Here is a 12,994-nt window from a genome sequence, read left to right as displayed (position 1 = left end):
TTCAGTCATCTTCTTGAAGGGGACAGTAAAGTGAAGAAAAATAGACCGAAATACAATCAAATTATTGATGCGGCAGTCATTGTGATTGCGGAGAATGGGTACCACCAAGCGCAAGTTTCTAAAATAGCAAAGCAAGCTGGGGTAGCTGATGGCACGATTTATTTATATTTTAAAAATAAAGAAGATATATTAATATCCTTATTTCAAGAGAAGATGGGAGATTTTGTCGAAACAATTCGTCAAAAAACAGCAGGAATTGAAAGCGCTGTATCGAAGTTATTCATGTTGGTAGAAACGCACTTCTTGCTGTTATCACAAAATGATCCTCTTGCTATCGTTACGCAATTAGAGCTAAGACAGTCCAATCAAGACTTACGCCTTAAAATAAATGAAGTATTAAAAGGCTACTTACAAGTTATGGATGAGATTTTAGAGACAGGTATAAAGCAAGGTGAATTCCAAGCGGATTTAAATGTTCGCGTGGCAAGACAAATGATCTTTGGAACAGTAGATGAAGTTGTGACCAATTGGGTAATGAGCGATCATAAGTATGATCTGGTCGCACTTTCAAAAACGGTACATGGGCTACTTATTGCAGCTTGTGGTTATCGTCAATAATGGGAGGGATCATGTTGAAATTCCTATCTGTAAGAGTTGAAGATCATATCGCGGTGGCGACGTTAAATCATGCGCCGGCAAACGCGATGTCTTCACAAGTTATGCATGACGTTACTGAATTAATTGATCAAGTGGAGAAGGATGATAACATTCGTGTTGTTGTTATTCATGGTGAAGGGCGCTTCTTCTCGGCGGGAGCAGATATTAAAGAATTTACATCTGTTACTGAAGCGAAGCAAGCGACAGAATTAGCGCAGCTTGGACAAGTTACGTTTGAACGTGTTGAAAAATGTTCAAAACCAGTTATCGCGGCAATTCATGGAGCGGCACTTGGCGGCGGCCTTGAGTTTGCTATGTCTTGCCACATGCGCTTTACAACTGAAAGTGCAAAACTTGGTTTACCTGAATTAACACTTGGATTAATTCCTGGATTTGCAGGTACACAGCGATTACCACGTTATGTTGGGAAAGCGAAAGCTTGTGAAATGATGTTAACAAGTACACCGATTACAGGTGCAGAAGCATTAAAATGGGGACTTGTTAACGGAGTTTTTGCTGAAGAAACATTTTTAGATGATACGCTTAAAGTTGCAAAACAGATTGCTGGAAAAAGCCCAGCGACGACTCGTGCTGTACTAGAGTTATTGCAAACGACGAAATCGTCTCATTATTATGAAGGTGTACAACGCGAAGCTCAAATCTTTGGTGAAGTATTTACGGGTGAAGATGGAAGAGAAGGTGTAGCAGCGTTTTTAGAAAAACGTAAGCCTTCATTTAGTGGCAGGTAGTTCAATTATTTTTTAATATAAATTAACAGAAAATTAAAATTGATAGAATCTTTCTGAAAAACAAGGGGGTAAATGGAATGAACATCTACGTACTCATGAAACGAACATTTGATACAGAAGAAAAAATCGTAATTAAAAACGGTGCAATTTACGATGGCGAAGCGGAATTCATCATCAACCCTTACGACGAATATGCGATTGAAGAAGCAATTCAAGTAAGAGACGCACAAGGTGGCGAAGTTACTGTTGTAACAGTCGGTGGCGAAGATAGTGAGAAAGAACTTCGTACGGCATTAGCGATGGGCTGCGATAAAGCTGTATTAATTAATATTGAAGATGATGTGGAAAATGGTGACCAGTTCACGACAGCAAAAGTACTTGCTGAATATTTAAAAGATAAAAATGCAGATTTAATTTTAGGCGGGAACGTTGCAATTGATGGTGCATCTGGACAAGTTGGTCCACGCGTAGCAGAAGCGTTAAATATTCCGTACGTAACGACAATTACAAAACTTGAAATTGACGGTACAAACGTGAAGATTGAGCGTGATGTTGAAGGTGATACGGAAGTGATTGAAACTTCATTACCAGTTTTAGTAACAGCACAACAAGGTTTAAATGAACCTCGTTATCCATCGCTTCCAGGTATTATGAAAGCGAAGAAAAAGCCACTAGAAGAAGTAGAATTAGATGATTTAGATTTAGAAGAAGATGATGTGGAAGCAAAGACAAAAACAATTGAAATCTATTTGCCTCCTAAGAAAGATGCAGGAAAAGTGTTACAAGGCGAGCTGCAAGATCAAGTAAAAGAACTTGTATCGTTGCTCCATACAGAAGCGAAAGTAATCTAATAAAATACGAAATTATATATGCAGGAGGGAAAATCTATGGCTCGTAAAGTATTAGTAATGGGTGAAGTTCGTGATGGATCGCTACGTAACGTTACGTTTGAAGCGGTAGCAGCAGCAAAAACAATTGCAGAAGGCGGTGAAGTAGTAGGTCTTCTAGTTGGAGACAGCGTTGCCTCTTTTGCAAATGAATTGATTCATTACGGTGCAGATCGCGTTGTGACAGTTGAAAATGATAAATTAAAATCATATACATCTGATGGGTATGCACAAGCATTTTCAGCTGTATATGCTGAAGAAAAGCCAGAAGGTATTGTATTTGGACATACAGCACTTGGTAAGGATTTATCACCAAAATTAGCAGCGAAGCTTGAAGCTGGTCTAGTTTCTGACGTAACTGCTTTAGATGTTGAAGGTGGAAATGTTATCTTTACTCGTCCAATTTACTCTGGTAAAGCGTTTGAGAAGAAGATTGTAACAGACGGTATCTTATTTGCGACAGTGCGTCCAAATAACATTGCGACGCTTGAAAAAGATGAGTCTCGCAGTGGTGACGTGTCTTCTATTACAGTAGATGTGAAAGATTTACGTACAATTATTCAAGATGTCGTCCGTAAGACGGCAGAAGGTGTTGACCTTTCTGAAGCGAAAGTTATTATCGCTGGTGGACGCGGTGTGAAGAGTGAAGAAGGATTCAAGCCATTAAAAGAGTTAGCTGACGTATTGGGCGGTGCTGTTGGAGCATCTCGTGGTGCTTGTGACGCTGAGTATTGCGATTACTCATTACAAATTGGTCAAACTGGTAAAGTTGTTACGCCAGACTTATACATTGCATGCGGTATTTCTGGTGCGATTCAGCATTTAGCTGGTATGTCTAACTCAAAAATAATCGTTGCGATTAATAAAGACCCAGAAGCAAGTATCTTCAAAGTAGCTGACTATGGTATTGTTGGCGATCTATTTGAAGTCTTACCTCTTTTAACAGAAGAGTTTAAAAAGTTAAAAGTACATTCATGATTTGAGTACCCTTGAGTTCCAAGTGAAGTACCCCTATATATAGAAAAGGTGAGAGATCCCCTGTCTCTCATCTTTTTAGTATTTAATCCGTATTTTTATATAGTATAAAGGAACACTTTTTTGTTACAATACATAACGATACATATTATTCGCCACGTATATAAGTTAATGATATACTCTTGGTAGAATATACTTGAAGGAGGAAATAAAATGGCAATTGTAAATGCAAATGACCAAAGCTTCGCAGCTGAAACTAGCGAAGGTGTTGTATTATTAGATTTCTGGGCACCTTGGTGTGGACCTTGTAAAATGATCGCTCCTGTATTAGAGGAAATTGATGCAGAACTAGGCGAAAAAGTAAGAGTAGTAAAAGTAGACGTGGATGAAAACCAAGAAACTGCTCGTCAATTCGAAGTAATGAGCATTCCAGCTCTTTTCGTATTAAAAGACGGTAAAGTAGTTGATCAAGCGTTAGGTTACAAACCGAAAGAAGCGTTAGTAGAATTAGTTTCTAAACACTTCTAAAATAAAGGGCTACCATTTGGTAGCCTTTTTTATTTTCCTTTTTTACACCTTTCCGTTACAATAAAGGAACGTATGTTGGGTGTTTTGGCATAGTATGTTTTCAGGTGAAAATAAAGATGCTAAGCATGTAGAAATGGAGGGTAACGAGTGCACGAACATTTAAAAGAAAAATTGGCTATTTTACCAGATCAACCTGGTTGTTATTTAATGAAAGATAAGCAAGGAACGGTTATATATGTCGGAAAGGCAAAAGTGCTTAAAAATCGTGTGCGCTCGTACTTTACTGGTTCGCATGATGGAAAAACACTGCGGCTTGTAGGAGAAATTGTAGATTTTGAATATATTGTAACCTCCTCAAATCTAGAGGCTCTCATTTTAGAGTTAAACTTAATAAAAAAACATGATCCAAAATATAATATTCAATTAAAAGATGATAAAACATATCCTTTTATTAAAATTACAGCTGAGAAACAGCCGCGATTACTTATTACGCGAAATGTAAAAAAGGATAAGGGAAAGTATTTTGGCCCCTATCCGAATGCACAATCAGCTCATGAAACGAAAAAACTGCTAGATCGTATGTATCCGCTTCGTAAGTGCTCAAATATGCCCGATAAAGTTTGTTTATATTATCATATGGGTCAATGTTTAGCACCTTGTGTGAAAGAAGTGACGGAAGAACAAAACAAAGAAATTGTAGATGAAATTATTAAGTTTTTAAATGGTGGGCATAAAGAAGTTCGTTCAGAATTAGAAACAAAGATGTATGAAGCTTCAGAGAAACTAGAATTTGAACGCGCAAAAGAGTTGCGGGATCAAATTGCGCATATTGATGCGATTATGGAAAAACAAAAGATGATTATGAGTGACTTAGTGGATCGTGATGTATTCGGGTATGCAGTTGATAAAGGATGGATGTGTGTTCAAGTTTTCTTCGTTCGAAAAGGAAAGCTAATTGAACGTGATGTTTCTATGTTTCCAATCTACGATGAACCAGAAGAGGGATTTTTAACATTTATCGGTCAATTTTATGAGAACAGCAGTCATTTTAAGCCGAAGGAAATTGTCGTTCCAGGAAGTATAGACTCAGAATTAGTAGAGCGCTTTTTAGAAGTTGAAGCGACACAGCCGAAACGTGGTAAGAAAAAAGATCTTGTAGAATTAGCAAATAAAAATGCGAAGATTGCTCTTGAAGAGAAATTCTACTTAATTGAACGTGATGAAGAGCGAACGATTAAAGCGGTAGATCATTTAGGGAAGCAGCTCGGGATTGAAACACCTTATCGTATTGAGGCGTTTGATAACTCGAATATTCAAGGGACAAATCCTGTTTCTGCAATGATTGCTTTTATCGATGGGAAACCAGCTAAGAAAGAATATAGGAAATATAAAATTAAAACGGTTCAAGGACCAGATGATTATGAGTCTATGAGAGAAGTTGTGAGACGCCGTTATACAAGGGCACTGAAAGAGAGCTTGCCTTTACCAGATTTAATCATTATTGATGGCGGAAAAGGTCATCTGGCGGCTGCAAGTGATATTCTAGAAAATGAACTCGGTTTATATATTCCGATGGCAGGGCTTGTAAAAGATGACAAACATAAAACTTCCCATTTAATTATTGGAGATCCACCTGAACCTGTGATGCTTGAGCGAAATAGCCAAGAATTTTATTTATTGCAGCGCATTCAAGATGAAGTGCATCGATTTGCGATTACATTTCATCGCCAATTACACGGGAAATCTGTTATTCAATCAGCACTGGATGATATTCCAGGAATCGGTGATAAACGGAAAAAGGTATTGTTAAAACATTTTGGTTCATTAAAGAAGATGAAAGAAGCTTCTTTAGCTGAATTTGTCGAAGCAGGTATGCCGAAAAATGTCGCGGAAACAATTTATACGTATTTAACAGATAAGAAGACGTTGTAGTTTACAACGTCTTCTGTTTTTTGGTATAATTTCTGAAGATTTAAAATAAATCTAACTGAATGAAAATACAAAAAAGTCAACTAAACTTATATGTCTAGTTGACTGTAGGTAATGCTACACTTCAATGAGATCTTTTATATCCCATTTCACAAGAAATGTAATAGAGTCTGAACGCTTTTTCTTTTCTTCATAGGACTCTGCAACGACGTTTCGTTGCTTTTGAATTTGTTCAGCGATGAATCCAGCTTCTAATTGATAAGAAGAATGTCTGTTTTGTTTTTGACGTTCAGCGATGAGTGTGCTTTTAAGTTGGAACTGCATTTCACGACGCTTATGTTCAATAATGCTTAAAGTGCCCCAGCCAGCTTTTTCAAAGAACTGAATGACTTCTTCAATTGTTTCTAGTGGATATTTTCTTGCAAGGTTTCTACCAGACCAGTATAAAATACCATCTAAATCGTTACCGATTAAATCAGGTAGTAATTCTTCACGTAGCAATTCATAAGCGAAGGCGTTCAATGAAACATCTTCTAAAGATGTTGTATCGATTGTATTTTTACTCACAATATTCCCCTCTTTCTATAGGGATTATTATATAACATTTTTCATTTATAAAAACAGATTTTTCTTTGGGGAAATCTGAATATATAAGAAGGGAAAAAGAATTGGCAAATTATATGCAAATTATGTATACGTTTTCTTGACGCTTCGACAAAAATAGGGGTAAAATGAACTTGTTATCAAATTATGCTGAAATATTTCGAATAATTTTTTCAGTTTTTCTTATGCCAATAGTGAAAAAACATTATTGTTGTAAATTAATCTGAAAACAGCAGTCAAACATTCAAGGGGGTAATGGGGACATGAAAGGCCGCGAGTATACGTTTCGTAAGTGGCACTCATTAATGGGGGTCATCCCGGTTGGTGTCTTTTTGACGCAACATCTAATTGTAAACAACTTTGCAACAAGAGGAGCAGAGGCTTTTAACAAAGCTGCAGGCTTTATGGAGCTCCTTCCATTCCGGTATGCGCTAGAAATTTTCATCATCTTTTTACCTATACTGTACCATGCTATATATGGCTTATATATTGCATTTACAGCTAAGAACAATGCGGTATCTTACGGTTATTTCCGTAACTGGATGTTCGTCTTCCAACGAATTTCAGGTATCGTTACGCTGATCTTCATTTCTTGGCACGTCTGGGAAACTCGTATTCAAGCATTGTTAGGTAAAGAGGTAAACTATGATATGATGGCAGATATTTTAAACAATCCAGCTATGTTTGCATTCTACTTAGTTGGTGTTGTTTCAACGATTTTCCACTTTGCAAATGGACTATGGACATTCTGCATAAGCTGGGGAATTACAGTATCTCCACGTTCACAAAGAATCTCTACTTATGTAACATTAGCTATTTTCTTAGGTCTATCTTATGTAGGTGTGAGTGCATTATTAGCGTTCATCGATCCACAGCTAGCAAACCAGTAAGGAGTGGGAGAGCATGAAAGGGAAACTTATAGTAGTCGGCGGTGGCTTGGCCGGCTTAATGGCAACGATTAAAGCGGCAGAAGCAGGAGTAAATGTTGAACTATTTTCTTTAGTACCAGTAAAACGTTCACATTCTGTATGTGCCCAAGGTGGAATTAACGGTGCCGTAAATACGAAAGGTGAAGGGGATTCTCCATGGATCCACTTTGACGATACAATTTATGGTGGGGACTTCTTAGCGAACCAACCGCCAGTTAAAGCAATGTGTGAAGCAGCACCTGGTATCATTCATTTAATGGACCGTATGGGTGTTATGTTCAACCGTACGGAAGAAGGACTTCTTGATTTCCGTCGTTTTGGTGGAACACAACATCACCGTACAGCATTTGCTGGTGCAACAACTGGACAGCAATTACTATACGCATTAGATGAGCAAGTACGTCGTCACGAAGTAGCAGGACTTGTAACGAAATATGAAGGTTGGGATTTCTTACGAGCTGTTGTTGATGACGAAGGTGTGTGCCGAGGAATCGTTGCACAAGACTTACAAACAATGGAGATTAAAAGTTTCCAAGCTGATGCCGTGATTATGGCAACAGGGGGCCCTGGTATCATCTTTGGAAAATCAACTAACTCTATTATTAATACAGGTACAGCAGCTTCTGCTGTATATCAACAAGGCGCATATTATGCAAACGGCGAGTTCATTCAAATTCATCCAACGGCAATTCCTGGAGACGATAAACTACGTCTTATGAGTGAATCTGCACGTGGTGAAGGTGGCCGTGTTTGGACATATAAAGATGGTAAACCATGGTACTTCCTAGAAGAAAAATATCCGGCTTACGGAAACCTTGTACCTCGTGATATTGCAACGCGTGAAATCTTTGACGTTTGCGTAGAGCAAAAACTAGGTATTAACGGTGAAAACATGGTGTACTTAGATCTTTCTCATAAAGATCCGAAAGAACTAGATATTAAACTTGGTGGAATTATTGAAATCTATGAGAAGTTTACAGGTGATGATCCTCGTAAACTACCAATGAAAATCTTCCCAGCAGTTCACTATTCAATGGGCGGACTATGGGTTGATTATAAGCAGATGACAAGTATTCCAGGTTTATTTGCAGCAGGTGAGTGTGATTATTCTATGCACGGTGGTAACCGTCTAGGTGCGAACTCACTATTATCAGCAATTTACGGTGGTATGGTAGCAGGACCGAACGCGATTGAGTATATGAAAGGTCTTTCTAAATCGTCTGATGCTGTTTCATCTACTGTATATGAGCAAAATGAATTAATCGAAACAGAGAAATTTAACAATATTTTAACGCTTGATGGTAACGAAAATGCATATGTTCTTCATAAAGAGCTTGGAGAATGGATGACAGATAACGTTACAGTAGTTCGTGAAAATAAAAAGCTACTAGAAACTGATGCGAAAATTGAAGAGTTAATGGCGCGTTACAAACGCATTAACATTAACGATACAGCGAGATGGAGTAACCAAGGTGCTTCATTTACACGCCAACTTGCAAATATGTTTGAGTTAGCGCGTGTTATTACAATTGGAGCGTATAACCGTAATGAGAGCCGCGGGGCGCATTACAAACCTGAATTCCCAAATCGTGATGATGCAAACTTCTTAAAAACTACGATGGCGAAATTTGAGGGAGAAGGAAAAGCACCAGCATTCCATTACGAAGAAGTGGATGTTTCATTAATTAAACCACGTAAACGTGACTATTCCTCAAAACATGATGTAGCTGCTAAGGGTGAAGAGAAGGGGGATAAGCAACATGTCTGAGAAAACAATCCGCCTCATCATTACGAGACAAGATGGACCAGATGCACAAGAGTTTGACCAAGAGTTTGAAATCCCATATCGTCCAAATATGAACATTATTTCGGCACTGATGGAAATTCGTCGTAATCCTGTTGATTCAAAAGGAAACCAGACGACTCCGATTGCATGGGATATGAACTGTTTAGAGGAAGTATGTGGCGCATGTTCGATGGTGATTAACGGAAAACCACGTCAATCATGTACAGCTCTTATTGATCAGTTAGAACAACCAATTCGCTTAAAGCCGATGAAGACATTCCCAGTTGTACGTGACTTACAAGTTGACCGTAGTCGCATGTTTAACGCTCTAAAACGCGTTAAAGCTTGGATTCCAATTGATGGAACGTATGACTTAGGACCAGGACCAAGAATGCCTGAGAAGAAACGTCAATGGGCTTATGAGCTTTCAAAATGTATGACATGTGGTGTTTGCTTAGAATCATGTCCAAACGTAAATAGTAAATCTGACTTTATTGGACCAGCACCGTTATCACAAGCTCGTTTATTCAACTCACATCCGACGGGTGAAATGCATAAAGCAGATCGCTTACGTGCAATTATGGGAGATGGAGGACTTGCAAACTGTGGTAACTCTCAAAACTGTGTGCAATCATGTCCAAAGGGTATTCCATTAACAACTTCAATTGCGGCATTAAACCGTGATACAACAATTCAATCGTTTAAAGATTTCTTTGGTAGCGACAATAACTATTAATAAATATTGCCTCTTCATGTTGAAGAGGCAATATTTATAACTTTATTTTTCTGTTTATTCTGTTTATTTTAAGGGCGAAAAGGAGAGGGAATAATGAAGAGGATTTCTTATATTGAAGACTTTGAGCAATGGGAAAGTGGTTTTTCATTTTACAATCCTGTAAAAGTTCGTTTTGGTGAAGTAGATATGTTTGGGCATGTAAATAATGTCGTTGCCTTTACTTATTTTGAAGAAGCACGTATCGCATTGTTTAAAGAACTTGGATTTATGCAAGAATGGACGCATGAATCTTCAGAAACGATGATCGTTGTTGCAGATTTACAATGTAATTTTATTAAGCAAATATATTTTGATGAACAGTTGAAGGTATATGTAAAAGCGGGATCGGTTGGGAATTCTTCTTTAGATTTGCATTATATGGTGAAGAATGCAGAAGGAGAAGCTTGTTTAGTCGGTCGTGGAATGATGGTTCAAGCATCGAAAAAAACGGGAAGAGGTGAATCGTGGCCTGAAGAGTGGAAGAAAAAATTACTACAATAATAGAGTAAAAGAAAAATAAGAGAGCAATTTGCTCTCTTATTTTTTGTCTTTCATTGCTTCTTCTAATGTTAAATGATGTTTATATATGTATGTAGCGTATGGATTACCAACGTAGCGCAAATGCCACGGTTCATATGAATATTCTGTTGTTTCTGTTTTATCTTCTAAATAACGAATGACAAAGCCAAATTCATGGGCATGTTTTGCAACCCATTTTCCTTCGGCTGTCTCTCCAAAAATAGGCTCTAATTGGAATTTAGCAGATTTTGAACTAATATCCATTGCTAAACCAGTTTGATGTTCACTCGTACCAGGAATGGCACTTACTGAATCAGCTTCAGCTTTTCCTTGACGTCTAACGTACGTATCATGTAATGATTTTTGGCGTTTGTATGAACGATAACCAGATACAGCTGTAAGTTCAAGTCCTTCTTTCTTTGCCGCTTCAAACATATTTTCAAGCGCATCTGCAGCATCTTTACGCAGTAGCGTTTTTTCTTTATCTTTTGGACTAGTAAATGGTACATTTGGTCTTGTTAAGTCTTCAGGCGTGTATCCGTCTGGTAATTTACGATGTTTATTAACTAATACAAGATTAGATTCTGGATTTGTTACAACGAAAAAATTATTGTCTAGTTTCTTTGCATTATGATCAGCTTTAGGAAAAGCAGGAATCTCTTCTTTTTGATGGTTACTATGTTTTTGATTTTCGACAGCTTTCGCCTCATTTTGTAGTGGCGATTTAGAACCGAAATAAGCGAAAGATGTGATACCGATTACAATAGTAGCGGCAGAAATAATGATTATTTTTTTCATGATACCTTGTAATCACAGTCCTTTCTTAATAAAATATGTATCGTTTTTATTATAAGTCTAGTTTGTTGAAAAAGAAATATAAGAGTCATAACGTAATAGAAATGCAAAGAAAATGTCAGAAAATGTGTAAAAATGTAGTATTTTTTTATTTAATTCATTTCTTATCTTTCATGAAATGAATTTTTTATGTAATATATATACATAAGAAGATGTAGCGATTATCGAGAATGAAGAACTTCTTGTATAGACTAGGAGTGAATGGGAATGGATTTTGCAACAATTATTGGGCTTATTTTAGGATTTGTAGCGGTAGTAGTAGGGATGGTCGTCAAGGGCGCTGACGTAACATCCTTATTGAATCCTGCCGCAGCATTAATTATTTTTATCGGTACATTTGCTGCAGTATGTATAGCATTTCCGATGAATCAACTAAAAAGGGTTCCAAAATTATTTAAAGTTCTTTTTGGTTCAAATAAAAAGGATTTAAGTTATGAACAGTTGCTAGAATTATTTGTTCATTGGACATCAGAAAGTAGAAAATACGGTATTTTGTCTTTAGAGCAACAATTAGACAAAATTCAAGATGAATTTCTTTTGCGTGGTATGAAATTTGTGATTGATGGCGTATCCGCAGAAGATTTAGAACAAATTTTAGAAGCTGAATTAGAAGCAATTGAAGAAAGGCATGCAAAAGGAGCAGCAATTTTTTCTCAAGCTGGTACATATGCACCGACATTAGGAGTTTTAGGTGCTGTTATTGGTCTTGTAGCTGCGCTTGGTAATTTAACTGATATTGAAAAGTTAGGACATGCTATTTCAGGTGCGTTTATTGCAACGATTTTTGGTATTTTTTCAGGTTATGTATTATGGCATCCATTTGCAAATAAGTTAAAACAAAAATCTGCAGCTGAAATCGAGAAAAAACGTTTAATCATTGATTGTTTATTAATGTTACAAGAAGGTACATATCCGTTTATTATGAAGAACCGCATTTTAGGTTCACTTTCTGCAACTGAGCGTAAAAAGCTAGAACAAGGAGCAGAAAAAAATGCGGAGTAAGAAAAATAGAAGAGGCAAAAAGAAAAAACATGATGAGCATATCGACGAAACTTGGTTAATTCCATATTCAGATATGTTAACGTTGTTATTTGCATTGTTCATCGTTTTATTCGCAATGAGTAGTATAGATGCTGCGAAGTTTAAACAGATGGCAGTTGCTTTTCGAAGTGAATTAGCCGGTGGAACAGGTAACAAAGAATTTTTAAGTGATCAAAAGCCAAATGATGAAAAAGAATTATCAGCAAGTAGCCTTGAGGCAGAACAAGCAAAAAAACAAGAAGAAGCTAGAGCGAAAGAAAAAAAAGAGATGGATGAATTGAAAGCATTACAAAAAAAGATTGATCAATATATTAATGAAAAACAATTATCCTCTTCTTTTCAAACTAAATTAACTGAAAAGGGATTAATGGTGACAATATTAGAGAATATACTGTTTGATTCGGGGAAAGCAGATGTGAAATTAGAATCTTTAGGGATTGCAAAAGAGATGTCTAGCTTACTTGTTTCAGCGTCACCTCGTGAAATTACAGTATCGGGTCATACGGATAATGTCCCTATTGCCAATGCGCAGTTTGCGTCGAACTGGGAATTAAGTACGCAGCGGGCAGTTAATTTTATGCAAGTATTACTGCAAAATAAAGAATTACAACCAGAAAAATTTAGTGCGATTGGTTACGGAGAATACCGTTCGATTGCTCCAAACGATACACAAGAAGGAAAGGCTAAGAATAGACGTGTGGAAGTATTTATCTTGCCTTTAACAGAGAAAGAAAAATAAAAGAGGATGGCGAATGCCATCC

The 12,994-nt window shown here is 37.1% G+C and carries 14 protein-coding genes; 12 read left to right on the top strand and 2 right to left on the bottom strand.

Translation table 11 applies throughout. The features are described from left to right. Positions 1 to 30 precede the first annotated feature (30 nt). The 6 genes from ILS93_RS10330 (at position 31) to uvrC (ending at position 5,728) form a co-directional block, all read left to right on the top strand. Positions 31 to 618, top strand: a complete 588-nt coding sequence (locus ILS93_RS10330) for a fatty acid metabolism transcriptional regulator FadR (protein WP_000742213.1) — start codon at positions 31 to 33, stop codon at positions 616 to 618. Positions 619 to 629: 11 nt separating this feature from the next. Beyond that, a complete protein-coding gene (locus ILS93_RS10325; RefSeq protein WP_088048045.1) occupies positions 630 to 1,406 on the top strand; it encodes an enoyl-CoA hydratase in 777 nt (258 codons plus the stop codon). Positions 1,407 to 1,483: 77 nt separating this feature from the next. Next, on the top strand, positions 1,484 to 2,257 hold the full coding sequence (gene etfB, locus ILS93_RS10320; protein ID WP_064474654.1) for an electron transfer flavoprotein subunit beta: 774 nt from the start codon (positions 1,484 to 1,486) through the stop codon (positions 2,255 to 2,257). A 36-nt stretch (positions 2,258 to 2,293) separates the two neighbouring features. Next, on the top strand, positions 2,294 to 3,271 hold the full coding sequence (gene etfA, locus ILS93_RS10315) for an electron transfer flavoprotein subunit alpha (RefSeq protein WP_222660398.1): 978 nt from the start codon (positions 2,294 to 2,296) through the stop codon (positions 3,269 to 3,271). 210 nt (positions 3,272 to 3,481) lie between these two features. Beyond that, positions 3,482 to 3,796 (top strand): thioredoxin, encoded by a 315-nt coding sequence (gene trxA / locus ILS93_RS10310; RefSeq protein ID WP_064474655.1) that lies wholly within the window; start codon positions 3,482 to 3,484, stop codon positions 3,794 to 3,796. A 147-nt stretch (positions 3,797 to 3,943) separates the two neighbouring features. After that, the gene (gene uvrC / locus ILS93_RS10305) at positions 3,944 to 5,728 is read left to right on the top strand and encodes an excinuclease ABC subunit C (RefSeq protein ID WP_064474656.1); all 1,785 of its coding nucleotides are present in this window, start codon (positions 3,944 to 3,946) and stop codon (positions 5,726 to 5,728) included. A gap of 114 nt (positions 5,729 to 5,842) precedes the next feature. Here the strand turns inward: uvrC and ILS93_RS10300 are convergent, their stop codons facing one another. Next, entirely contained in the window at positions 5,843 to 6,292 is a 450-nt protein-coding gene (locus tag ILS93_RS10300; protein ID WP_064474657.1) for a YslB family protein, read from the bottom strand. A 299-nt stretch (positions 6,293 to 6,591) separates the two neighbouring features. On the opposite strand from ILS93_RS10300, the gene sdhC reads away from it, so the two are divergent. From sdhC to ILS93_RS10280, 4 genes are all read left to right on the top strand, one after another. After that, positions 6,592 to 7,218, top strand: coding sequence for a succinate dehydrogenase cytochrome B558 (gene sdhC, locus ILS93_RS10295; protein WP_000678353.1), 627 nt, complete (start codon positions 6,592 to 6,594; stop codon positions 7,216 to 7,218). Positions 7,219 to 7,231: 13 nt separating this feature from the next. Further along, positions 7,232 to 9,025: a succinate dehydrogenase flavoprotein subunit gene (sdhA, locus tag ILS93_RS10290; RefSeq protein ID WP_061677094.1), complete on the top strand. Its 1,794-nt coding sequence runs from the start codon at positions 7,232 to 7,234 to the stop codon at positions 9,023 to 9,025. Further along, positions 9,018 to 9,779, top strand: a complete 762-nt coding sequence (gene sdhB, locus ILS93_RS10285) for a succinate dehydrogenase iron-sulfur subunit (protein ID WP_001291830.1) — start codon at positions 9,018 to 9,020, stop codon at positions 9,777 to 9,779. Before sdhA ends, sdhB begins: the two co-directional genes overlap by 8 nt. A 93-nt stretch (positions 9,780 to 9,872) precedes the next feature. After that, entirely contained in the window at positions 9,873 to 10,319 is a 447-nt protein-coding gene (locus ILS93_RS10280) for an acyl-CoA thioesterase (protein WP_222660395.1), read from the top strand. A gap of 36 nt (positions 10,320 to 10,355) precedes the next feature. On the opposite strand, the gene ILS93_RS10275 is transcribed toward ILS93_RS10280, so the two are convergent. Next, positions 10,356 to 11,135, bottom strand: a complete 780-nt coding sequence (locus tag ILS93_RS10275) for a M15 family metallopeptidase (RefSeq protein WP_064474659.1) — start codon at positions 11,133 to 11,135, stop codon at positions 10,356 to 10,358. A gap of 264 nt (positions 11,136 to 11,399) precedes the next feature. On the opposite strand from ILS93_RS10275, the gene motA reads away from it, so the two are divergent. Continuing rightward, complete coding sequence (motA, locus tag ILS93_RS10270; protein WP_064474660.1) at positions 11,400 to 12,194, top strand: flagellar motor stator protein MotA; 795 nt, start codon at positions 11,400 to 11,402, stop codon at positions 12,192 to 12,194. Continuing rightward, positions 12,184 to 12,972: a flagellar motor protein MotB gene (gene motB, locus ILS93_RS10265; RefSeq protein ID WP_064474661.1), complete on the top strand. Its 789-nt coding sequence runs from the start codon at positions 12,184 to 12,186 to the stop codon at positions 12,970 to 12,972. Before motA ends, motB begins: the two co-directional genes overlap by 11 nt. The last annotated feature ends 22 nt before the right edge of the window (positions 12,973 to 12,994 follow it).

Origin of the sequence: Bacillus sp. 16GRE42, from assembly GCF_019837435.1 — a bacterium.
Classification (GTDB): Bacteria; Bacillota; Bacilli; order Bacillales; family Bacillaceae_G; genus Bacillus_A; species Bacillus_A wiedmannii.
The sequence above is the reverse complement of the archived record's forward strand: the minus strand, read 5'-3'. Positions and strand labels throughout refer to the sequence as shown.